Genomic DNA, 23,321 nt, shown 5'->3' with positions numbered 1-23,321 from the left:
CGGTCGCGCCCCGGGGCGGGACCGACCCCGCCGGTGGGGTGTCGCGAGGGTCACCCTCCGGCGCGCTCCATCTGCCGCAGTTCCTTGCGCAGGTCGGCGATCTCGTCCCGCAGGCGCCCGGCGAGCTCGAACTGCAGCTGGCTGGCCGCCGTGTGCATCTGGTCCGAGAGCTGCTGGATGAGCTGGGCGAGCTCCGCCCTGGGCATGTCGGTCGGGCGGTCGCCCGTGGCCACCGCCAGGTCGGCGGCGACGTCGGCGTCCTGGGCCTCGGCCCTCCCCCGGCGTCCCGTCGGGCGTCCGGGGTCCTCGGCGCCCTCCCAGGTCCCGGCCAGGCCCTGCATCTCCACGAGCATCTCGGTGATGTCGCCGATCTTCTTGCGCAGCGGGGTCGGGTCGATGCCGTGCTCGGTGTTGTGCGCGATCTGAACCGCCCGCCGGCGGTTGGTCTCGTCGATGGCGTACTGCATGGACTCGGTGACCTTGTCCGCGTACATGTGCACCTGGCCGGAGACGTTGCGGGCCGCGCGGCCGATGGTCTGGATGAGGGACCGGTTGGAACGCAGGAAGCCCTGCTTGTCCGCGTCCAAGATGCTCACGAGCGACACCTCGGGCAGGTCCAGGCCCTCGCGCAGCAGGTTGATGCCCACCAGAACGTCGTATTCCCCCAGCCGCAGCTCCTTGAGCAGCTCGATGCGGCGCAGGGTGTCGACCTCGCTGTGCAGGTAGCGCACGCGCACCTGCCGCTCCAGCAGGTAGTCGGTGAGGTCCTCGGCCATCTTCTTGGTGAGCGTGGTGACCAGGACCCGCTCGTTGCGCTCGGCCCGCTCGCGGATCTCGGCCAGCAGGTCGTCGATCTGGCCCTGCGTGGGCTTGACGACGATCTCCGGGTCCACCAGGCCGGTGGGCCGGATGATCTGCTCCACGTAGCCGTCCGACTTCGCCAGCTCGTAGTCCCCCGGCGTGGCCGACAGGTACACGGTCTGGCCGATGCGCTCGAGGAACTCCTCCCACTTCAACGGCCGGTTGTCCATGGCGCTGGGCAGGCGGAAGCCGTGGTCCACCAGGGTCCGCTTGCGTGACATGTCGCCCTCGAACATGGCGCCGATCTGCGGGACCGTCACGTGGGACTCGTCGAGCACCAGCAGGAAGTCCTCGGGGAAGTAGTCGAGCAGGCAGTTGGGCGCCGAGCCGGGCTCGCGTCCGTCGATGTGCAGCGAGTAGTTCTCGATGCCGTTGCACGAGCCCATCTCCCGCATCATCTCGACGTCGTAGGTGGTGCGCATGCGCAGCCGCTGGGCCTCCAGCAGCTTGCCCTGCTGCTCGAAGCGCTCGAGCTGCTGCTCGAGCTCGGTCTCGATGCGGGAGATCGCCTTCTCCATGCGCTCCGGCCCGGCGACGTAGTGGGTGGCCGGGAAGATGTACATCTCCTGCTCGTCGCGCACGACCTCCCCGGTGAGCGGGTTCAGGGTGGCGACCGCCTCGATCTCGTCGCCGAAGAACTCGATGCGCACCGCGAGCTCCTCGTACATCGGGATGATCTCGACCGTGTCGCCCCGGACTCTGAAGGTGCCCCGCTGGAAGGCCATGTCGTTGCGGGTGTACTGCATCGTGACGAACTTGCGCAGGAGCTCCTCGCGGTCCATCTCCTGCCCCACGTGCAGGCGCACCATGCGGTCGACGTACTCCTGCGGGGTGCCCAGGCCGTAGATGCAGGACACCGACGCCACCACGACCACGTCCCGTCGGGTGAGCAGCGAGTTCGTGGCACTGTGCCGCAGCCGCTCGACCTCCTCGTTGATGGAGGAGTCCTTCTCGATGTAGGTGTCCGACTGGGGGACGTACGCCTCGGGTTGGTAGTAGTCGTAGTACGAAACGAAGTACTCGACCGCGTTGTTCGGCAGCAGCTCGCGGAACTCGTTGGCCAGCTGGGCGGCCAACGTCTTGTTGGGGGCCATCACGAGGGTGGGCCGCTGCAGCTTCTCGATCATCCATGCCGTGGTCGCCGACTTGCCGGTACCGGTCGCGCCCAGCAGGACGACGTCCTGCTCCCCCGCCTCGATGCGGCGGGTCAGCTCGGCGATCGCGGTCGGCTGGTCCCCGGCGGGGTCGTACTCGGAGACCACCTCGAAGGGAGCGACGCTGCGTTGGAGGTCGGTGACGGGGCGCATGCCCCGCACGCTATCCGGGACCGCCGACAACCTCCCGCCGACGGTGGCCCAGGTCACGCCGGGTTGCGCAACTTGCCCGATCCATCACCGTGTGTTTACCTGCTGTGTTGGGCCAGGGTCCGGCATGGCGCACGTCGCCGCGCGACCCCGGCCGTCGCACCCCTCCCCCGACCCTGAGAGGACGCCCCCGTGAACGCTCCACCCGGTGTCTCCGCCGAGAAGCAACGCCGGCGGGAACACATCAAGACCGCCGACAACATCCCCGAGCCCGACGGCCGCCTGCGCAAGTCCGTCTTCTGGCCCGCCGCCCTCCTGGCGGTGGGCTTTGTCGCGGTGACGGCCCTGTTCCCTCAGTGGTTCAGCGAGCAGATCAGCACCGTGAACAGCTGGGTCGTCAGCTCCTTCGGCTGGTTCTACGTCCTGACCACCTCCGCCCTGGTGATCTTCTGCATCTGGCTGGGCTTCTCCCGGCTCGGCAAGACCACCCTGGGCCGTGACGACGAGGAGCCCGAGTTCGGCCTGGTCTCCTGGTTCGCCATGCTCTTCGGTGCCGGCATGGGCATCGGCCTGATGTTCTACGGCGTGGCCGAGCCGCTCACGCACTTCGCCACCCCGCGCCCCGAGGTCCCCAGCCCGGAGCTCGGCGGCGAGGGCGGAGCCGTGACCCCCGAGACGGCCGAGGCCGCCCGCCAGGCCATGACCACGACCTTCCTCCACTGGGGTCTCCACCCGTGGGCCGTCTACGCGGTGCTCGGTCTGGGCGTGGCCTACGCCATCCACCGCCGCAACCGCCCGGTGTCGGTCCGCTACGCGCTGGAGCCCCTGCTGGGCAACAAGGTCAAGGGTGCTGCCGGTGACCTCATCGACGTCATCGCCATCATCGGCACGCTCTTCGGTGTGGCGACCTCCCTCGGCCTGGGCGTCGCGCAGATCTCCGCGGGCATGGCGCACCTGGGGATCATCGACGACCCGAACAGCAAGGCCCTGCAGGTCGGCATCATCGCCGTCATCACGCTGATCGCGACGATCTCGGTCGTCACCGGTGTGGGCAAGGGCATCCGCTACCTGTCGAACCTCAACCTCGGCCTGGCCGTGGTGCTGCTGTTCACCGTCCTGTTCCTGGGCCCGACGCTCTTCATCATGAAGGACTTCGTGTTCTCGCTGGGCCAGTACCTGCAGGACTTCTTCCACCTGTCCTTCCTGACCATGCCCTTCCAGGGTGATGCCGCCACCGAGTGGCTCGGTGGCTGGACCCTCTTCTACTGGGGCTGGTGGATCAGCTGGTCGCCCTTCGTGGGCATCTTCATCGCCCGCATCTCGCGCGGCCGCACGGTCTCGGAGTTCCTGGCCGGCGTGCTGCTGGTGCCCGCGCTGCTGAGCTTCTTCTGGTTCTCCACCCTGGGTGGCACCGCGCTCTTCCGCGAGATCTTCGGCGGTGGCGGCCTCATCGGCGAGGGTGGAGCCGTGGACACCAACACGGCCCTGTTCCAGATGCTGCAGGACCTGCCCGGAGGCGTGTTCCTCGCGGGTGTCGCGCTGCTGATGGTGGTCGTCTTCTTCGTGACCAGCTCGGACTCGGGCTCGTTCGTCGTGGACATGCTCGCCTCCGGTGGCTCGCAGGAGCCCCCGACCTGGAGCCGCATCTTCTGGGCCGTGGTCGAGGGCAGCATCGCCGCGATCCTCATCCTCGCCACGGCCGACCCGGCCGCGGCCCTGGGGGCGCTGCAGACGATGTCGATCCTCACCGCCCTGCCGGTGCTGCTGCTGCTCGTGGCCATCGCCTGGGCGCTGGTCCGGGCCCTGTCGGCCGAGCACCACCGCGAGCGTCGTCTGGAGCACCAGATGATGCGCGAGGAGATGCTGCGGGATTCCGTGGACGCGACGGTGCAGACCCTCGCCCACGGCGGGGCCCGACCGCGGACCGAGCCCTCCTTCGTGGGGCGTGGCGGACCGCGGCGCACTCCCGCGGCCGAGGACGGTGACGGCGCCACCCGCGCCTGACCCTCCCGGTCGTGACCAGGGGCCGCCTCCCACCCGGGAGGCGGCCCTTCGTCGTGTCGAACCGCCCGCCGGCCGTCCCCGTCGTCCCGCCGGCCGTCCCCGTCGTCCTGCCGGGCGGCCGCCGTCGTGGGGGTGGCGGCGCCTCAGTCGGCGACGGCGGGCTGCACCCGCTCCCGCCAGGCCCGGTCCACCTGGGCGAGCAGCTCCTCGACGGTTCCGGAGTTGTCCAGCAGCACGTCGGCGACCGCCGCCCGCTCGGCGTCGCTGGCCTGGGCGCCGATGCGGGACGTGGCCTCCTCGGGCGTCATCCCCCGGTCGTCGACCATCCGCTGCACCCGCTGCTCCCGGGGCGCCTGCACCACCAGCACGAGGTCGAAGTCGCCCGCCTGTCCGGTCTCGACCAGCAGCGGGATGTCCTGGACCACCGGCGAGCCCTGGGGGGCCGCGGCGGCCAGCTCGGCCGCCCGCTCGCGCACGCGGGGGTGGATGATGCCCTCCAGGTCACGGCGCGCGCCCTCGTCGGAGAACACGAGCTCCCCCAGGGCGGGGCGGTCCAGCGCCCCGTCGGCGCCGATCACACCGGGGCCGAACCGCTCCCGGACGGCGGCCAGACCGTCGGTACCCGGGGCCACCACCTCCCGGCTCAGCAGGTCGGCGTCGATGACGGCGGCCCCCAGTTCCGCCAGGCGGCGGGCCACGGTGGACTTGCCGGCGGCGATCCCACCGGTCAGCGCGATGCGTGTCATGCGCTCCAGCCTAGGACCGCCGGGCACGGCGAAGGCCCCCGCCCCACGAGTGTGGGACGGGGGCCTCCTGGCCTGCCTCGGCGGCGCCGGGGCGCCGGACCTCAGTTGCCGGTGAGCTTCTCGCGCAGGGCGGCCAGGGCCTCGTCGGAGGCCAACGTGCCCTCACCCATGTTCAGACCCGCGCCGGAGTCGGCACCGGTGTCCTCGGTGGACGGGCCACCGGAGGAGTAGGAGGTCGACGCAGCCGGAGCCGAGGCGGCCTCGGCGTCCTCCTGCGCAGCCTTCTCGATCTGGGCGCGGTGGGCCTCCCAGCGGGCGTGCGCCTCGGCGTACTCCTTCTCCCAGGCCTCACGCTGCGCGTCGTAGCCCTCGAGCCACTCGTTGGTCTCCGGGTCGAAGCCCTCGGGGTACTTGTAGTTCCCCTGCTCGTCGTACTCGGCGGCCATGCCGTAGAGGGTCGGGTCGAAGTCCTCGATGTCCGTGCCCACCTGGTTGGCCTGCTTCAGCGAGAGGCTGATGCGGCGACGCTCCAGGTCGATGTCGATGACGCGGACGAAGACCTCCTGGCCCACCTGCACGGCCTGCTCCGGCAGCTCCACGTGGCGCTCGGCCAGCTCGGAGATGTGCACCAGGCCCTCGATGCCGTCCTCGACGCGCACGAACGCACCGAAGGGGACCAGCTTCGTGACCTTGCCGGGCACGATCTGGCCGATGGCGTGGGTCCGGGCGAAGAGTTGCCACGGGTCCTCCTGGGTCGCCTTGAGCGACAGGGAGACGCGCTCGCGGTCCATGTCGACGTCCAGGACCTCGACGGTGACCTCCTGGCCGACCTCGACGACCTCGCCCGGGTGGTCGATGTGCTTCCAGGACAACTCGGAGACGTGCACCAGGCCGTCGACGCCACCCAGGTCCACGAAGGCACCGAAGTTGACGATGGAGGACACGACACCGGGGCGGACCTGACCGCGCTGCAGCTCCTTGAGGAAGGAGGTGCGCACCTCGGACTGGGTCTGCTCCAGCCAGGCGCGGCGGGAGAGCACGACGTTGTTGCGGTTCTTGTCGAGCTCGATGATCTTGGCCTCGATCTCCTGGCCCACGTAGGGCTGGAGGTCGCGGACCCGACGCATCTCCACGAGGGAGGCGGGGAGGAAGCCGCGCAGGCCGATGTCGACGATGAGGCCACCCTTGACGACCTCGATGACCGAACCGGTGACGACGCCGTCGTCCTCCTTGATCTGCTCGATCGTGCCCCAGGCGCGCTCGTACTGGGCGCGCTTCTTGGACAGGATCAGGCGACCCTCCTTGTCCTCCTTCTGGAGGACCAGGGCCTCGACGGTGTCGCCGACGACGACGACCTCGTCGGGGTCGATGTCGTGCTTGATCGACAGCTCACGGGACGGGATGACGCCCTCGGTCTTGTAGCCGATGTCAAGCAGCACCTCGTCGCGGTCGACCTTGACGATGGTGCCCTCGACGATGTCGCCATCGTCGAAGTTCTTCATCGTCTCGTCGATGGCGGCGAGCAGCTCCTCCTGCGAGGCGAAGTCGGCAACAGGAGCAGCGGTGGGGGTGGAAGTCATGTAGTAGGAACTCCGATGGACAGTTGGGATGGGGCCCCCGCGACCAATGACCCGGCCCGTGGGCTCACCACGGGGTCCGGTCCGCCGGTCGTTGCTCGGGGGTCCGAGTGGACAGGTACTGGATACTGCTGTGTGCGTGTCAGGTCGTGCCGGATGACTGCTGGGCACTGCTGAGTGCTTCTCACGGTACTTCTCACGCGGGCCCGCACACGGGACGCGCCCCGCAACCCTACCTGCGCGACCCCTCGCACCCCAAACCGACCGTGGTGCAGGATGACTGCATGACGCCTCTGCCCTCAGACATCGAGATCGCCCGCGACGCCCAGCTCCGCAGCCCCCTCGATGTGGCGCAGGACATGGGGATCGACACCGCCCAGCTCGAGCCCTACGGCCACCACGTCGCGAAGGTGGACCTCTCCACCATCGACCAGCTGGCCGACCGGCCGCAGGCCAAGTACGTCGTGGTGACCGCCGTGACCCCCACGCCCTTCGGCGAGGGCAAGACGACCACCGCGGTCGGGCTGGCCCAGGGCCTGGCGAAGGAGGGCCACTCCCCCGTGCTCGCGCTGCGTCAGCCGTCGTTGGGCCCGGTCTTCGGCATCAAGGGCGGGGCCGCCGGCGGTGGCTACTCGCAGGTGGTGCCCATGGAGGTGCTCAACCTGCACCTGACCGGTGACTTCCACGCCGTGACCGCGGCCCACGACCTGCTGGCGGCCATGGTCTCCAACCACCTCCACCACGGCAACGAGCTCGGCATCCACACGGTCGAGTGGCGCCGCGTCCTGGACATCAACGACCGCGCGCTGCGCGCCATCATCGAGGGCAACGGCGGGCCCATGGACGGCGTGACCCGCCAGTCCGGCTTCGACATCACCGCCGCCAGCGAGGTGATGGTGATCCTCGCCCTGGCCACCTCGCTGGCCGACCTGCGCGAGCGTCTCGGCCGCATCGTCGTCGGCTGGACGAAGGCCGGCGAGCCGGTGACGGCCGAGGACCTCAAGGCGGCCGGCGCGATGGCGGTGCTGCTGCGCGACGCGCTGAAGCCCAACCTGCTGCAGACCCTGGAGGGAACCCCGGCCCTCATCCACACCGGCCCGTTCGGCAACATCGCCACCGGCAACTCCTCGGTGGTGGCCGACCGCATCGGCTCCCGGGCCGGGGACTTCCTGGTGACGGAGGCCGGGTTCGCCGCCGACATGGGTGCCGAGCGCTTCTTCAACGTGAAGTGCCGCGCCGCCGGCCTGACCCCGGACGCCGCGGTCGTCGTGGTCACGGTCCGCGCGCTCAAGGCCCACTCGGACCGCTTCCAGGTGAAGCTCGGCAAGGAGCTGCCCGCGGAGATGCTGGCCGAGGGACCGGCCGACGTGGAGGCCGGCGCCCCCAACCTCCGCAAGCACCTGTCCATCATCCGCTCCTTCGGCGTGCAGCCGGTGGTGGCCATCAACGCCTTCCCCACCGACCACGACAGCGAGCACGAGGTGATCCGCCGCATCGCCACCGAGGAGGGCGCCCGCGTGGCGGTCTCCACGCACGTGGCCGAGGGCGGCCAGGGCGCGCGCGAGCTCGCCCGCGTGGTCGCCGAGGCCTGCGAGGAGGAGACCTCCTTCACGCCCACCTACGAGCTCTCCGACCCGTTGGCCACCAAAATCGAGAAGATCGCCACCGGCGTCTACGGGGCCGATGGGGTGAGCTTCGAGCCCGCGGCGCGCAGGGCCCTGGAGCAGTACACCGAGCGCGGGTACGGCGAGCTGCCGGTGCTCATCGCCAAGACCCAGATGTCGCTGAGTCACGACCCGAACCTCAAGGGGGCCCCAACCGGGTGGACCCTGCCGATCCGCGAGGTCCGCCTCGCCGCGGGCGCCGGCTACGTCTACGCACTGGCCGGGTCGATCATGACCATGCCGGGGCTCTCGAAGCACCCGGGTGCCGAGCGCATCGACCTCGACGAGCAGGGGAACGTCGTCGGCCTGTTCTGAGTCGACCTCGACGTAAGCCGGTTCCGGGCCAGTGAGACGACGGCGGGCCCGCGGGGGAACTCCCTGCGGGCCCGCCGTCGTGTCGACGCCCAGCGGGCGGGATCCGCTCAGTGTGCGGCGTCGTGCCAGGAGCGCCCGGTGCCGATGCTGACGTCCAGCGGCACGTCCAGGTCGAGGGCGCTGCCCATCGCCTCGCGGACCAGCGCCTCGACGGCCGACCCCTCGTCGGGGGCGACCTCCAGCACCAGTTCGTCGTGCACCTGCAGCAGCACCCGGGAGGCCAACCTCTGGGCGTCGAGGGCATCCTCCACCTTGAGCATGGCCAGCTTCATGACGTCGGCCGCCGAGCCCTGAATCGGGGCGTTGAGCGCCATCCGCTCGGCCATCTCCCGGCGCTGCCGATTGGTGCTCGCGAGGTCGGGCAGCGGGCGGCGCCGGCCCAGCATCGTCTCGGTGTACCCGGTGCGGCGGGCCTCGTCGACCACCGCCCGCAGGTAGTCGCGCACCCCCCCGAAGCGGGCGAAGTACTCGTCCATGAGGGCCGAGGCCTCCGCGGGCGTGATGCCCAGCTGCTTGCTCAGGCCGAACGAGGACAACCCGTAGGCCAGGCCGTAGGACATGGCCTTGACCTTGGCGCGCATCTCGGCCGTGACCTCCTCGGGGGCCACCTGGAAGACCTTGGAGCCCACGTAGCGGTGGAGGTCCTCCCCGGCTCGGAAGGCCTCGATGAGGCCCTCGTCGCCCGAGAGGTGCGCCATGATGCGCATCTCGATCTGGCTGTAGTCGGCGCTCATGAGGTGGTCGAACCCGCTGCCCACCACGAACACCTCACGGATCCGACGGCCCGCCTCGGTGCGGATCGGGATGTTCTGCAGGTTCGGGTCCACGCTGCTCAGACGCCCGGTGGCCGCGATGGTCTGCTGGTAGGTGGTGTGGATGCGGCCGTCAGCGTCCACGGCCTTCTGCAGCCCCTGCACCGTCGAGCGCAAGCGCGTGACGTCACGGTGGCGCAGCAGCGCCTCCAGGAAGGTCTCGGCCGTGGAGCCCTCGGAGGCCTGGGCGCGGAGCCACACCAGGGCGTCGGCGTCCGTGGTGTACCCGGTCTTGGTCTTCTTGGTCTTCGGCAGCCCCAGCCGCTCGAAGAGCACCTCCTGCAGCTGCTTCGGCGAGCCCAGGTTGACGCCCGGGTCGTCGATGGCGGCGTGGGCGTCGGCGGTCGCCTGCGCCACCTGGTCGGCGAACTCGCCCTCCAGCGCGTCCAGACGGTCGGTGTCCACGGCGATGCCCGTCGCCTCCATGGCCACGAGGTGGCGCGCCAGCGGGAGCTCGAGGTCCCGTTCCAGACCCGCGGCCCCGATGTCCTCGACCTCCTGCTGCAGCACCGGTGCCAGCTCGCGGACCGCCGCCGCCCGCAGCGCTGCGGTGCGCGCAGCCGTCGTGAGGCCGTCGGTGCTGCCGTCCACCTCGCTCGCGTCGAACAGGGCCTCCCCCGGGCCGGAGTCCTCCGCGGTGGGCAGCTCCCGTTGGAGGTGCCGCAGGCACAGGTCCGCGAGGTCGTAGGAGCGCTGGTCCGGGCGCACCAGGTAGGCCGCGAGCGCGGTGTCGACGGCCACCGTCTCGAGCCGCAGGCCGATCTCGCGCAGCGCGTGCACCACGCGCTTGACGTCGTGCACCACCAGCCGGTCGCCGGCCGCGGCCAGCAGCGCGGCCAGGGCTGCCTCGTCCGCGGGCGTGCGGCCGGCGAGCTCGAACCAGCCGGTCTCCTGCTCCGAGGCCAGGGCCAGTCCCTGCGGCTCCGTGCGGTGACGGCCCGCCACGCTGGCCGGGGCAGGCAGGACCAGCTCGAGGCCCAGCACGCCCTCGGGGTGCGCGGCCAGCCAGTCGGCCAGGGCGTCGGGGGCGATCAGCGAGGTCTGCACCTGCACCGCCTCGGTGACCTCGGCACCCTCCACCCCGAGGTACTCGAACATGCGGTCGCGCAGCACCCGGAACTCCAGGGCGTCGAAGACCTCGTGGACCTTCTCCCGGTCGAAGGTGTCCCAGGCCGCGGCGTCCAGAGTCAGCGGCAGCTCCACGTCCGTGACCAGTTGGTTGAGCCGACGGTTGCGCAGCACCTGGTCGAGGTGGTCGCGGAAGTTCTGGCCGGCCTTGCCCTTGATGGCGTCGGCGTGGTCGACCACGCCCCCGAGATCGCCGTACAGGCCCAGCCACTTGGCCGCGGTCTTGGGGCCCACCCCCGGCACCCCGGGCAGGTTGTCGGCGCTCTCCCCCACCAGGGCCGCAAGGTCCGAGTAGCGCTCGGGAGGCACGCCGTACTTCTCCTCGACCGCAGTGGGCGTCATGCGCGCGAGGTCCGAGACCCCCTTGCGCGGGTACAGCACGGTGACCTTCTCGTCCACCAGCTGCAGGGCATCGCGATCGCCCGAGCAGATCAGCACCTCCATGCCGGCCGAGCGCGCGGCAGTGGTCAGGGTGGCGATCACGTCGTCGGCCTCGAAGCCCTCCTTGCTCACGTGCGCGATCCCCATCGCGTCGAGCACCTCCTGCACCAGCGAGACCTGCCCGGCGAACTCGTCCGGGGTCTTGGCCCGGCCGGCCTTGTACTCGGCGTACTCCTCGCTGCGGAAGGTCTGGCGGGAGAGGTCGAAGGCCACGGCCACGTGTGTGGGTTGCTCGTCGCGCAGCACGTTGATGAGCATGGAGGTGAAGCCGTACACCGCGTTCGTGTGCTGGCCGGTGGCCGTGGAGAAGTTCTCCGCGGGCAGGGCGAAGAAGGCGCGGTAGGCGAGCGAGTGTCCGTCGAGCAGCAGCAGGCGAGTCACGCATGGCAGCCTAAGCCTCGACACCGACAGTCGACGAAGGAGCAACCGTGAGCGAGCCCACCCCCTCCCCCAGCGCCCCCCGTCCTCAGGCTGCGCCCACCGTCGAGCAGGAGATGGCGCGGGTCTTCTCCGCGGGTCCCGGTGCGCTGTCGACCCGGATGGGGATCGAGGTCACCGAGGCGACTCCCGAGCGGGTCGCGGCCTCCATGCCGGTGGAGGGCAACACCCAGCCCTACGGCCTGCTCCACGGCGGGGCGAGCGTGGTGCTGGCCGAGACGGTGGGCTCCATCGCCGCCGCCCTGCACGCCGGGCCGGACCGGGCCGCCGTCGGGGTGGACATCAACGCCACCCACCACCGCGCCGTCCGCAGCGGCTCCGTGCACGCCGTGGCCACCCCGGTGCACCGCGGCCGCTCGTCGGCCACCTACGAGATCGTCATCACCGACGATGCGGGCAAGCGCGTCTGCAGCTCCCGCCTCACCTGCTCGTTGTTGACCGCGCCGCGCGGCTGAGCGGCGCCGGCAGCGCGGCCGCGCACCCGGCCCCGGGTCAGCCCCGACCCATCTGCTCGACGACGGCGCGGGCGACCTCCCGCATCGACAACCGGCGGTCCATCGCCGTCTTCTGGAGCCACCGGAAGGCCTGCGTCTCGTCGATCCCCAGCTGCTTCTGCAGCAGCCCCTTGGCGCGGTCCACGTCCTTGCGGGCCTCGAAGCGCTCGGTGAGGTCGGCCACCTCGGACTCCAGGGCCCGGACCTGCTCGAAGCGGGCCCTCGCCACCGCCAGGGCCGGGGCGAGGTCGCTCGGTCCGAACGGCTTGGTGACATAGGCGAGCACTCCGGCCTCGGCAGCCCGGGACACGAGGTCCGCATCGGAGAAGGCCGTGAGCAGCACCACCGGGCACACGGCCTCGCGTGCGAGCTCCTCGGCGGCAGTGATCCCGTCCAGGACGGGCATCTTCACGTCCATCACCGCGAGATCGGGCCGGTGCTCGCACGCGGCCTGCACAGCGGCACGCCCGTCCCCCACCTGGGCGACCACCTCGTGGCCCAGCTCGGTGAGGATCTCCACCAGGTCCAGGCGGATGACCGCCTCGTCCTCGGCCACGACGATGCGCACAGGCCCAGTCCAATCATTCGGGAGCGTCCGGGTGGACGCTGGGTGCCGGGAGCGGGACTCGAACCCGCACGCCCTCTCGGGCAGAGCATTTTGAGTGCTCCGTGTCTGCCATTCCACCACCCCGGCGAGCGGCGCGCGCCAGTGTAACGGGCGGGCGCCCCTGCCCGTGACCGAGGTTCAGGCCTTGGCCAGCGCGTGCACCCGCATCGTGTTGACGCTCCCGGGCACGCCGATGGGGGTGCCGGCCACCACCACCAGCCGGTCCCCGTCGGTGAAGCGGTCGTCGGCGGCCAGGGCCTCGTCGACCTGCCGGAACATCTCCTCGATGCTGTCCACCTTGGGCAGCAGCACGGTCTGCACGCCCCAGGTGAGGGCCAGCTGCCGGCGGATGGCGGGGTCCGGGGTGAACGCCAACAGCGGCTCCGCGGCCCGCGTGCGGGCGAGCCGGCGGGCGGAGGAGCCGGTCGTGGTGAAGGCGACGTAGGCCACCGCCCCGATCTCGTGGCCCACCTCCACGGCGGCCCGGGTCACGGCACCGGTGACCGTGCGCGGGATGTCGGTGAGCCCCCGCATCCGGTGGAGGGCCATCTCCTCGGTGGAGGCGATGATGCGGGTCATCACCCCCACGCACTCCACGGGGTATTGGCCCACCGAGGTCTCACCGGAGAGCATCACCGCATCAGCACCGTCGAGCACGGCGTTGGCGCAGTCCGAGGCCTCGGCGCGGGTCGGGCGCGGGTTCGAGATCATCGACTCGAGCACCTGGGTGGCCACGATCACCGGCTTGGCGCGGCGCCGGGCGAGCTCCACCATCGTCTTCTGGGCCACGGGCACGTCCTCCAGCGGCATCTCCACGCCGAGGTCACCGCGGGCCACCATGATGCCGTCGAAGGCCTCGACGATCTCCTCGAGGTTCTCCAGGGCCTGCGGCTTCTCGATCTTGGCGATCACCGGGATGCGGCGGCCGAACTCGTCCATCACCGCGTGCACGGCCTCGACGTCCTGCGCGGTGCGCACGAAGGACAGGGCCACGGCGTCGACCTCCTGGCCCATCGCCCAGCGCAAGTCGTCGGCGTCCTTGTCGCTCAGCGCGGGCACACTCACGGCCACGCCGGGCAGGTTGATGCCCTTGTGGTCGCTCAGCTCGCCGCCGACCACCACCGTGGTGACCACGTCGGTGTCCGTCACCTCGGTGGCGCGCAGCTCGATGTTGCCGTCGTTGAGCAGCAGCTGGTCCCCCACCGAGACGTCGGCGGCCAGACCCGCGTAGGTCGTGCCCACCTCGTCGACCGATCCGGGGACCTCGCGAGTGGTGAGGGTGAAGGTGGCCCCCTCGACCAGCTCGACCGGGCCGTCGGCGAAGGTGCCCGTACGGATCTTGGGCCCCTGCAGGTCCACCAGCACCGCGATGGCGTGGTCGCTGTTGGCATCCAGGCTGCGCAGCGTGGAGACCAGCCCCTCCTTGTCGGCCTGCGTGCCGTGCGACATGTTGAGCCGGGCCACGTCCATGCCCGCCTCCACCAACTGCCTCAGGACGCTGTCGTCGGTGGTGGCGGGACCAAGGGTGCAGACGATCTTGGCGCGACGCATGGTGGGTGCCTTTCGTGGGGCGGGCACGGCAGGACAGGTCCCGGGGAGGGATCGCTCAGCGGGGCGTGGACCCCGCCTCTGCCCGTTCCGTGCGGTGGCTCGGCGCGCCCTTGCGCCTCGCCCGCCAGTATAGGAAGGCACCGAGCAGGAAGACCACCAACGAGACCCAGACGTTGATCCGCTGGCCGAGGAAGGTGTTGGCCTCGTCGGTGCGCATCATCTCGATGAAGAAGCGCCCTAGCGTGTAGAGCATGAGGTACAGGGCGGCCACCTGCCCGGCAGCGAGGTCCTTCACCCGGTCCAGGGCCAGGATCAGCACGCCGGCGGCGATGCACCACAGCGCCTCGTAGAGGAAGGTCGGGTGGAAGGTGCCCAGCACGATGGGGTCACCCGCCTCGTCGAGGCGGGCCCGGCCCGCGGACTGGTTCCACGCGTGGATGGTCAGCCCCCACGGGAGGTCCGTCGGACCACCGTAGAGCTCGTTGTTGAACCAGTTGCCCAGGCGGCCGAGGGCCTGGGCGAACAGCACGCCCGGCGCCACCGCGTCGGCGAACGAGGCGAAGGACCACCCGCGGCGTCGACAGGCGACCCAGGCGCCCACGGCGCCCAGGGCGACCGCGCCCCAGATGCCCAGGCCGCCCTCCCAGATGGCGAAGGCCTTCAGCGGCTCCCCGCCCTCGCCGAAGTAGGCCTCCGGTGAGGTGATGACGTGGTAGATGCGGCCTCCGACCAGGCCCAGCGGTAGGGCCCACAGCGCGACGTCCAGGACGTCATCGGCCTCACCACCCCGGTGCTCCCAGCGACGGATGGCCAACCACAGGGCCACGCCCACGCCCGCGAGGATGCACAGGGCGTAGGCGCGGACCGGGAGGGGCCCCAGCCACCACACCGACTGGGTGGGGCTGGGGATCGCGGCAGGGAGGGTCACGAGGCGCTGGGGCTCGCGTCGGACTTCTGGGGGGCCCCGGCCTCGTCAACCTGCTTGCGGAAGTCCTCAGCGTTCGTGAGCTCCATGCGCTGCCCATTGAGGTAGACGGTGGGGGTGCTCATCACGCCCATCTCGCTGCTCCTGGCCTCGGAGGCCTTCGCATATTCGCGGTAGGTGCCATCGGCGACGCACTTCTCGAAGGTCGCCAAGGCGTCACCTTCGAGGCCGGCGTCCTTGCCGAAGCCCTTCAACTGCTCGTCCGTCCAACCGTCACCCTCACGCTCCGGATGGTTGGCGAAGAGCGCATCATGGTACTCCCGGAACTTCCCACCATCGCTCGCGCAGAACGCGGCCGAGGCCGCCCGCTCGGAGTGATCTGTGCCCAAATTCCCGTCAAGGAAAGTCTTTGGGAAGTACGTGACCTGGGCCTTACCGTCGTCAATCATCGTGGCGATGTCGTCACCCAGCAGATCCTCGAAGCTCTTGCAGGCGGGGCACTGGAAGTCCTCGAAGATGATGAGCTCCGGGCCGCCGGCCTCTCCGACGGTCACACCGGCCGGCTTCTCGGGCATGCCCTGGGGCACCGCCATGTCCGCGGGGGTGCCGCTGCTGGGGTCACCCGAGCCGGACTGTGAGTTGGTGGAGCTGCTGGGGGCCGCTGTCGAGTCGTCGTCGTCCCCCTGACCGAGCAGCCAGATGCCCAGCACCACGAGGGCGCCGACGACCAGGGCCGCGATGAGGGCGATGAGCGCCTTGCTCACGCCGCCGCCGGAGCTCCCGGCGGGTCGGTGGGCGCCGCTGGGGCGGGGGCTGTTGTCCACGGGCATGGTGTGTCTCCTGATCAGTCGTCGAGGGCGCCGGCGATCTCCTGCACCAGTGCCGTCATGCGCGGGAAGTTAGCCGCAGAACCTGAGGGTCCGCTGGGAGCAGATGGTGCCACGGACTCGGGCGCGGCCGGGTCGGCGGCCGGTGCGGCGCCGAGGTCCACCCCACAGTCACGGGCGAGCGCGGTGACGAGGGCCGAGCCGACGATCACCCCGTCGGCGAAGGCTGTCACCTGGCGGGCCTGCTCGCCGGAGGACACGCCCAGCCCCAGGGCGACGGGGAGGTCGGTGGTCGCGCGCACCCGGGCCACCACCTCGGCGGCGACGTCCGAGACCGAGGCCCGGGCGCCGGTCACCCCCATCGTGCTGGCGGCGTACACGAACCCGCTGGAGGCCGCGGTGATGCGGGCGACTCGCTCCGGCGTCGTGCTCGGGGCGACCAGGTGCACGGTCGAGAGGTCGTGCGCGTCCGCCGCGCGGTGCCACGCCCCGGCTGCCTCCGGGGGCAGGTCCGGCAGGATCACGCCGGCCGCGCCCGCCTCGGCGAGCTCGGCGGCCAGCGCCTCGACCCCGTGGGCCAGCAGCGGGTTCCAGTAGCTCATCACCACCGGCACGCCACCGGCGGCCGCCACGGCGCGCGCGCACTCCAGCGCGTCGGGGACCCCGGCACCGTGCTCGAGGGCCCGGTCGGCGGCGTTCTGGATGACCGGGCCGTCCATGACCGGGTCGGTGTACGGGATGCCGATCTCGATGACGTCCGCGCCGGCCTCCACGGCGGCCACCATGGCCGCGCAGGAGGTGCGGACGTCCGGGAAGCCGACGGGGAGGTAGACCACCAGGGCGGAGCGCCCCTCATCGGCCACCTGCGCGAAGCGGGACTCCAGTGCGTTGCTCATGACTCGACTCCCTGGGCGGTGCTGTCGTCGGCGTCCTCGTCGGCGGCGGGCTGCGCCTCGCCCTGGTCGTCCACCAGCCCGAACCACCGGGCTGCGGTGTCGACGTCCTTGTCGCCGCGGCCGGACAGGTTCACCAGCACCAGGCCGTCGGGCCCGAGCCGGCGGGCCTCGGTGATCGCCCCGGCGACGGCGTGCGCGGACTCGATGGCGGGGATGATCCCCTCGGTGCGGCAGAGCACCCGGAAGGCGTCCATCGCCTCGTCATCGGTCACGGGCACGTACCGGGCCCGCCCCGTGGCGTGGAGGTGGCTGTGCTCCGGACCCACGCTGGGGTAGTCCAGCCCAGCGCTGACCGAGTGCGTCTCGAGCGTCTGGCCGCCCTCGTCCTGCAGCACGTAGGTCGCGGCGCCGTGCAGCACCCCGGGGCGCCCGGCGGCGAAGCGGGCCGCGTGGCGGCCGGACTCGATGCCCTCTCCCCCGGCCTCGCAGCCGACGAGCTCCACCGAGGGGTCGTCGAGGAAGCCGGAGAACAGGCCGATGGCGTTGGACCCTCCGCCCACACACGCGACGGCCACGTCGGGCAGCCGGCCGGCGACGGCCAGCACCTGCTCGCGGGCCTCGGTGCCGATCACCTCGTGGAAGCGCCGCACCATCGTCGGGAAGGGGTGGGGTCCGGTGACGGTGCCCAGGACGTAGTGGGTGTCCTCGACACTGGCCACCCAGTCGCGCATGGCCTCATTGATCGCGTCCTTGAGGGTGGCCGAGCCGTGCTCGACGGCCACCACCTCCGCACCCAGCAGCTGCATACGCGCGACGTTGAGGGCCTGCCGGCGGGTGTCCACGGCCCCCATGTAGACCGTGCACTCCATGCCCATCAGCGCCGCGGCGGTGGCGGTGGCCACCCCGTGCTGGCCGGCGCCGGTCTCGGCGATCACACGGCGCTTGCCCATCCGCTCGGCGAGCAGCACCTGGCCCAGGACGTTGTTGATCTTGTGCGATCCGGTGTGGTTCAGGTCCTCGCGCTTGAGCAGGATGCGGGCACCCCCGGCGTGCTCCGAGAGCCGGCGGGCGTCGGTCAGCGGGCTGGGACGTCCGGTGTAGGTGGCGTGCAGGCCGTTGAGGCGGTCGGTGAACTCGGGGTCGACCAAGGCCCGGGTGAGCTCGGCGTCGAGCTCCACGAGCGCGGCCGTGAGCGCCTCGGGCACGTAGGCGCCGCCGAACTCGCCGAACTGGGGGGTGAACAGGTCCGTCATGCCGAGGCACCTCCGGTCGTGGGGGCGTGCGATGAGGGGGCGCCGGCCGCGACGAGGGCCGCCGCAGCGGCGCCGGGGTCCTCCGCCGTGACGAGTGCCTCGCCCACCAGGACGGCGCGGGCGCCGGCGCGGACGGCGGTGTCGACGTCCTGGGGGGTGCGGATGCCGGACTCGCTGACCGCGACCACGTCGGCAGGCACCTGCGGCACCAGCCGGGCCGGGGTGCCGGGGTCCACCTCGAGGGTCTTCAGGTTGCGGCTGTTGACACCGATGATGCGGCTGGCCACGGTGACCGCGCGTTCGAGCTCGGCCTCGTCGTGCACCTCGACCAGGGCCTCCATGCCCAGGTCGTGGGTGAGGGCGAGCAGGTCGGAGAGCTGCGCGTCGTCCAGGGCCGCGACGATGAGCAGCACCAGGTCGGCGCCGGCGGCCCGTCCCTCGTGCACCTGGTACTCGCCCACCACGAAGTCCTTGCGCAGCAGGGGCAGGTCCACCGCGGCACGCACGGCCACCAGGTCAGCCAGCGACCCCCCGAACCGGCGGCGCTCGGTGAGCACCGAGACGGCCGTGGCGCCGGCGCGCTCGTAGGTGCGGGCGAGGTCGGCCGGCTCACCGATGGGGGCCAGCACCCCCTTGCTGGGGCTGCTGCGCTTGATCTCCGCGATGAGGGAGGCGCCGGGAGCGCGGAAGGCGCCCAGCACCGGGCGCGGTGCGGCCACCGGGACCTGCGCCAGGGCGGCCCGGGGCACCGCCCGCTCGCGGTCGGCGACGTCCTCGCGGACCCCCTCGAGGATCGCGTCCAGCACCGTGGGGGTCACTGGTGGGACGCGCCGCCGTAGCCCATCTTGACGCCGATCGGCCACGCCAGCGCGCCGATGACCGTGAGCGCGACACCGATCCACATGATGACCTCCTGGGAGATCACGATCCCGAGGGTCCACAGGATGGAGCCGATGATCATGATCGTGACGCCGGTCCACGCGGCCACGCTGTTGCCGTGGTCGTCGTGCACCTCCTCCGGCTCGGGAAGGCGGGCCTGGTGCTGCGTGGCGTGGGGGGCGGTGTTCGCCTGGCTCATGGTGTTCCTCTCGGGCGGTTCAGCGGGAGTGCGGTCAGTATCTCAGGTCGGGTCCTCGCCCCGGCTGAGGCTGTCCCACAACGGTTCGTCGGCGCGTTCTCGCGTGCCCTCGCGGTCGTAGCGCGACCCCAGCCCCTGCCAGCGGGCCAGCAGGACAGCCACCCCGGTGAGGGCCAGCAGCACCCCCACCGCGGCGGTGGCCCACGGTGCCCAGGTGGCGGTGCCATGGGCGTCCACCGAGCCGGCGTCCGCCAGTCCCCAGGCCTCGGCCGCGGCCTGGGCCACCGGCGCCGAGGGGTCCAGGAGGACCAGGACCGACCCGACCACCACCGCCACCCCCGAGAGCACCACGACCACACCGGCCACGCGTCGGGCCACGGGGCCCAGGAAGGCGGCCACGAGCAGTCCGGCCGCCGCGGTCAGCAGGGCCGGCCGCACCACGGCCGTGGACTCGGGGCCGCTGAGGTCCAGGCGGGTGCCCCCGCCCAGGCCACCCTCGGGGGTGCCGGTGGTCCAGGTGAGCGTCAGCAGCACCCCCGCCAGCGCGCACAGGGCGAGCCCGCCCAGCACGGTCATCGGTTTGGACCTCATGCCACATCCTCTCGTTGCGCGACCCACGAGGCGTGGAGCCCCTGATAGACGGGGCTGGTGCGCAGCACCTCGGTGTGGTGGCCCACCGCATCGACCCGCCCGGAGTCCATCACCACCACCACGTCGGCGTTCTCGGCGGTCGACAGCCGGTGAGCGATCGCCACCGACGTGCGGCCCTGGGTCAGCTTCTCCAGGGCGTGCTGCACGCGGACCTCGGTGCCGGGGTCCACCGCGGAGGTCGCCTCGTCGAGGACCAGCAAGTCGGGGTCGGCCAAGCGGGCCCGCAGCAGGGCGACCAGCTGCCGCTCCCCGGCCGAGAGGGACTCACCCCGCTGGCCCACCGGGGTGGCGAGGCCGTGGGGCATGGTGTCGACCCAGCTGCGCAGGTCCAGCTCGTCGATGGCGCGGTCCAGGTCCTCGTCCGTGGCGTCTGCCGCGGCGAAGCGCAGGTTCTCCCCCAACGTCGTGTCGAACAGGAAGCCCTCCTGCGGCACCAGCACGATCCGTTCGCGCAGGGAGGCGAAGGAGAGCTCCCGCAGGTCCACCCCATCGAGGAGCACCGCCCCGGACTTGGGGTCCTGCAGGCGCGTCATCAGCTTGGCGACGGTGGTCTTGCCCGAGCCCGTCTCCCCCACGATGGCGTGACGGCGCCCGGCCTCGAAGGTCAGGTTCACGTCCCGCAGCACCAGCCCGCTGCGCGGGTAGGCGAAGTCCACCTCCCGGAAGGTGACGCTGGCCGGGCCGCGGGGGCTGGTCACGCCGTCCTCGGGGTCGGAGACGTCCGCGGGGGTGTCGATGATGCCGATGACGCGGCGCCAGCAGGCCACCGCGTTCTGCAGCTCGTTGAGGATCTCGGTGGCCTGGTTCACCGGCGCCGTGAACAGCTGCACGAGGAACACGAAGGCCACCATCTCGCCCAGGCTGATCCAGCCCCGGCCGACCAGGACCGTGCCGACGCCGACCACTGCGGCCACCGCGAGCCCGGAGGACATCATGCCGAGGGTGAACACGCTGACCGTGCGCATCTGCGCGCGGACGGCCGCACTGCGGTGCGCCAGGATCGCCTCGGTCATGCGCTGCCGGGTGACCTCCTGGCTGCCGTAGGCGCGGATGGTGGAGGCACCGGCGATGGACTCCGAGACCGCGCTCAGCATGGCCCCGACGCGCTCGCGCACCCGGGCGTAGCCCCGCCCGACGAAGGGCTGCAGCTTGCGGATGCCCAGCAGCATGGGCAGGAAGACCACCCACACGGTGAGGGCCAGCCACGGGCTGTAGACCACCATCAGCGCGGTGACGGCCACGATCTGCCCCACGGACAGGATCAGCATGATGCCGCCGAACTGCACGAACTGGCTGATGGTGTCCACGTCACTCGTCACGCGGGAGACCAGCGCGCCGCGCCGCTCGGTGCTCTGGGTGAGCATCGACAGGTCGTGGATGTGGCGGAAGGCCTTGGTGCGCAGCGTCGCCAGACCGCTCTCGGCGGCGGTGAACAGGCGCACGTTCACGGCGAAGTTGGCCACCGAGAGCACCAGCACGGCCGCCATCGTGACCAGGCCCATCGTCAGCGTGTAGTCGACGTCCGGACCGCCCTCGCTGAGCAGGCCGTGGTCGGTTGCCTGCTGTACGGCGACCGGGACGGCCAGCTTGCCGAGGGTCGCCAGGGCAGCGAGGAAGAGCGTGAGCCCGAAGCCTTGGGTGAGCTCCGGGGAGAGCTTCAGCCCGCGGCGCACCGTGGCCACGGTGCCGGTGTCGGAGATGCCGATGCGGGAACCGTCGCCGAGCTTGGCGGCACCGGACGCCTGGTCGCGGGCGGAGCCGGGCTCCTGCGTGCGTGCCTGCTGCGTGCTCATACGTCCTTCCCCTGCGTCGTGGCGTCCCGTGCCGCCTGGCGTTCGGCGTGGTCGGCCGCGTAGGCACCCACCACCCGGGCGTACCCGGGCACCGAGGCCATCAGCTCCGCGTGGCTCCCGGTGGCCACGATCCGCCCGTCCTCCAGGTAGGCGACGCGGTCGGCCAGCGCGATGGTCGCCATCCGGTAGGCCACGACCAGCACGGTCATGCCGGCCCGCCCGTCGCGCAGGCGGGTGAGGATCGCGCGCTCGACCGAGGGGTCGACCGCGCTGGTCGCGTCGTCGAGCACCAGCAGGCGCGGGCGACGGATGATGGCTCGGGCCAGGGCGATGCGCTGGCGCTGGCCGCCGGAGAGCGAGCCGCCCCGCTCCCCGACCGGCTGGTCCAGTCCCTCGGACAGCTCCCGCACGAAGCCGTCGGCGCGCGCCACCTCGAGGGCGGCCCAGACCTCCTCCTCGCTGAAGGACTCGTCGCCCAGGGTCACGTTGAAGCGCACCGAGTCGTCGAACATGAAGGCGGTCTGCTCCACCAGCGCGGCGGCCTCCACCAGGGACTCCGGGGAGATGTCGGCCAGGTCGGTGCCGTCGTAGCGGATGTGGCCCCCGGTGGGCTCCAACAACCCGAGGGTGAGCGACGCGACGGTGGACTTGCCCGACCCGGTCGACCCGACCACGGCCACGGTCTCGCCCGCGGGCACGTCCAGGTCGATGCCCCGCAGGACGGGCGCGTCGGGCGCATCCGCGTGGGCGTGCGTGAGCCCGCGGATGCGGACGTCCAGGCCTCCCTCCCCAGTCAGCTCGCGCGTCCCGGTACCCGGGCCGCCCGGCGCGGCGAGGACCGCCTGGACCCGGCGCCAGCCCACGGCCGAGGCCGGGGCCTCCGACAGGGTCCAGCCGAGGGCGCGCACCGGCATCGCCATCATGGTGAACAGGTAGGCCACCTCCACCACGTCGCCGGTGGTCACGTCGCCGTGCACGGCCCGCCAGGTGCCCACCACCAGGACGCTGACGGTGCCGATCTGGGGCAGCGCCTCGATGAGGGGGTCGAACAGGCCGCGCACGCGCCCCATCGAGATCGCGGCGTCGCGCAGCTCCCCCGCGCTGCGCCCGAACCGCTGGGTCTCGGCGTCCTCACGGCCCATGGACTTCACGACCAGCCCCGCCTCGAAGCTCTCGTGGGCCACCCGCGAGACCTCGCTGCGCAGCTCCTGGGTGAGCTGGGCACGCGGCGCCATGACCCGCTGGTACCAGAGGTTCAGCACGGCCAGGATCGGGAAGACCACCCCGGCGACAGCGGCCAGGACCGGGTCGACCAGGTAGATGGAGACGCCGGCGAAGAAGAGCAGGAAGAGCACCCCGATGAACATCGGCAGGGGCATGAAGATGCGCCAGGTGGTCTCGACGTCCGCGTTCGCGTTGCTCAGGAGCTGGCCCCCCGGGTGGCGCTTGTGCCAGGACAGCGGGAGCCGGAGGTAGGCGTTGGTGACCAGTCGGCGGTAGGTGGCGCCCAGGCGGAAGGCGACCATGCCCGCGGCCAGACGACGCACCAGCATCGAGGCCGCCTGCAGCATGTAGGCCGCCAGCACCACCGCGAAGCCCCACAGGGCGGTGCGCAGGCCGACGCCACCGGACCGGGCCGCCGGCTCCACGATGGTCTCGACGGCCCACCCGATGGCGCGCGCCACCGCGACGATGGAGGCCGCCCACACCACGGAACCCAGCACCGCGAGGGTGAAGTACCCCGGTTCGCGGCGCACGCCCTGTCGCACGACCCGGAGGGCCTCCAGGGTGGAGACCTGCTCGTCGAGGAGGTCGGCCGAGGCGGAGGCCTTGGGGGCATGGGGCGGCACGGAGCCTCCTGGGCAGTCGTCGACGGGTGGGACGCTCAGGTTCTCA

At 71.6% G+C, this 23,321-nt stretch carries 18 protein-coding genes and 1 tRNA gene; 3 read left to right on the top strand and 16 right to left on the bottom strand.

Annotated elements, in window-relative coordinates; all coding sequences use genetic code 11:
• Window positions 1–50 precede the first annotated feature (50 nt).
• The gene (gene uvrB, locus KSED_RS06355) at window positions 51–2,168 is read right to left on the bottom strand and encodes an excinuclease ABC subunit UvrB (RefSeq protein ID WP_015779278.1); all 2,118 of its coding nucleotides are present in this window, start codon (window positions 2,166–2,168) and stop codon (window positions 51–53) included.
• A 189-nt stretch (window positions 2,169–2,357) separates the two neighbouring features.
• Here uvrB and KSED_RS06350 point away from each other — a divergent pair, with 189 nt between their 5' ends.
• Window positions 2,358–4,169, top strand: a complete 1,812-nt coding sequence (locus KSED_RS06350) for a BCCT family transporter (RefSeq protein ID WP_015779277.1) — start codon at window positions 2,358–2,360, stop codon at window positions 4,167–4,169.
• A 143-nt stretch (window positions 4,170–4,312) separates the two neighbouring features.
• Here KSED_RS06350 and coaE read toward each other — a convergent pair whose 3' ends face one another.
• Together coaE and rpsA are read right to left on the bottom strand one after the other, a co-directional pair.
• Window positions 4,313–4,915, bottom strand: a complete 603-nt coding sequence (gene coaE, locus KSED_RS06345) for a dephospho-CoA kinase (protein WP_015779276.1) — start codon at window positions 4,913–4,915, stop codon at window positions 4,313–4,315.
• Window positions 4,916–5,016: 101 nt separating this feature from the next.
• Window positions 5,017–6,495 carry a 30S ribosomal protein S1 gene (rpsA, locus tag KSED_RS06340; protein WP_015779275.1) on the bottom strand — a complete coding sequence of 493 codons (1,479 nt, stop codon included), beginning with the start codon at window positions 6,493–6,495 and terminating at the stop codon, window positions 5,017–5,019.
• Between the two features lie 281 nt (window positions 6,496–6,776).
• Here rpsA and KSED_RS06335 point away from each other — a divergent pair, with 281 nt between their 5' ends.
• A complete protein-coding gene (locus tag KSED_RS06335) occupies window positions 6,777–8,471 on the top strand; it encodes a formate--tetrahydrofolate ligase (protein WP_015779274.1) in 1,695 nt (564 codons plus the stop codon).
• Window positions 8,472–8,578: 107 nt separating this feature from the next.
• Here the strand turns inward: KSED_RS06335 and polA are convergent, their stop codons facing one another.
• Window positions 8,579–11,293, bottom strand: a complete 2,715-nt coding sequence (gene polA / locus KSED_RS06330; RefSeq protein WP_015779273.1) for a DNA polymerase I — start codon at window positions 11,291–11,293, stop codon at window positions 8,579–8,581.
• 47 nt (window positions 11,294–11,340) lie between these two features.
• Here polA and KSED_RS06325 point away from each other — a divergent pair, with 47 nt between their 5' ends.
• On the top strand, window positions 11,341–11,805 hold the full coding sequence (locus tag KSED_RS06325) for a PaaI family thioesterase (RefSeq protein WP_015779272.1): 465 nt from the start codon (window positions 11,341–11,343) through the stop codon (window positions 11,803–11,805).
• 37 nt (window positions 11,806–11,842) lie between these two features.
• Here the strand turns inward: KSED_RS06325 and KSED_RS06320 are convergent, their stop codons facing one another.
• The 12 genes from KSED_RS06320 to KSED_RS06265 form a co-directional block, all read right to left on the bottom strand.
• The gene (locus KSED_RS06320; RefSeq protein WP_015779271.1) at window positions 11,843–12,412 is read right to left on the bottom strand and encodes an ANTAR domain-containing response regulator; all 570 of its coding nucleotides are present in this window, start codon (window positions 12,410–12,412) and stop codon (window positions 11,843–11,845) included.
• 43 nt (window positions 12,413–12,455) lie between these two features.
• Window positions 12,456–12,538: transfer RNA gene (locus KSED_RS06315), tRNA-Leu, on the bottom strand.
• A gap of 51 nt (window positions 12,539–12,589) precedes the next feature.
• Window positions 12,590–14,002: a pyruvate kinase gene (gene pyk / locus KSED_RS06310; protein ID WP_015779270.1), complete on the bottom strand. Its 1,413-nt coding sequence runs from the start codon at window positions 14,000–14,002 to the stop codon at window positions 12,590–12,592.
• A 55-nt stretch (window positions 14,003–14,057) separates the two neighbouring features.
• Entirely contained in the window at window positions 14,058–14,930 is an 873-nt protein-coding gene (lgt, locus tag KSED_RS06305; protein WP_015779269.1) for a prolipoprotein diacylglyceryl transferase, read from the bottom strand.
• The gene (locus KSED_RS13605) at window positions 14,927–15,757 is read right to left on the bottom strand and encodes a DsbA family protein (RefSeq protein ID WP_015779268.1); all 831 of its coding nucleotides are present in this window, start codon (window positions 15,755–15,757) and stop codon (window positions 14,927–14,929) included. Before KSED_RS13605 ends, lgt begins: the two co-directional genes overlap by 4 nt.
• A gap of 14 nt (window positions 15,758–15,771) precedes the next feature.
• Complete coding sequence (trpA, locus tag KSED_RS06295) at window positions 15,772–16,650, bottom strand: tryptophan synthase subunit alpha (RefSeq protein WP_015779267.1); 879 nt, start codon at window positions 16,648–16,650, stop codon at window positions 15,772–15,774.
• Window positions 16,647–17,903, bottom strand: a complete 1,257-nt coding sequence (gene trpB, locus KSED_RS06290; RefSeq protein WP_015779266.1) for a tryptophan synthase subunit beta — start codon at window positions 17,901–17,903, stop codon at window positions 16,647–16,649. Before trpB ends, trpA begins: the two co-directional genes overlap by 4 nt.
• A complete protein-coding gene (gene trpC / locus KSED_RS06285; RefSeq protein ID WP_015779265.1) occupies window positions 17,900–18,721 on the bottom strand; it encodes an indole-3-glycerol phosphate synthase TrpC in 822 nt (273 codons plus the stop codon). Before trpC ends, trpB begins: the two co-directional genes overlap by 4 nt.
• A complete protein-coding gene (locus KSED_RS06280; protein ID WP_015779264.1) occupies window positions 18,718–18,981 on the bottom strand; it encodes an HGxxPAAW family protein in 264 nt (87 codons plus the stop codon). Before KSED_RS06280 ends, trpC begins: the two co-directional genes overlap by 4 nt.
• 42 nt (window positions 18,982–19,023) lie before the next feature.
• A complete protein-coding gene (locus tag KSED_RS06275; RefSeq protein ID WP_081439777.1) occupies window positions 19,024–19,572 on the bottom strand; it encodes a Trp biosynthesis-associated membrane protein in 549 nt (182 codons plus the stop codon).
• Window positions 19,569–21,425, bottom strand: coding sequence for an ABC transporter ATP-binding protein (locus tag KSED_RS06270; RefSeq protein WP_015779262.1), 1,857 nt, complete (start codon window positions 21,423–21,425; stop codon window positions 19,569–19,571). The genes KSED_RS06275 and KSED_RS06270 overlap by 4 nt, the downstream gene beginning before the upstream one ends.
• Entirely contained in the window at window positions 21,422–23,275 is a 1,854-nt protein-coding gene (locus KSED_RS06265) for an ABC transporter ATP-binding protein (RefSeq protein WP_015779261.1), read from the bottom strand. The genes KSED_RS06270 and KSED_RS06265 overlap by 4 nt, the downstream gene beginning before the upstream one ends.
• Window positions 23,276–23,321 lie beyond the last annotated feature (46 nt).

Source organism: Kytococcus sedentarius DSM 20547, assembly GCF_000023925.1.
Classification (GTDB): domain Bacteria; phylum Actinomycetota; class Actinomycetes; order Actinomycetales; family Dermatophilaceae; genus Kytococcus; species Kytococcus sedentarius.
The sequence above is the reverse complement of the archived record's forward strand: the minus strand, read 5'-3'. Positions and strand labels throughout refer to the sequence as shown.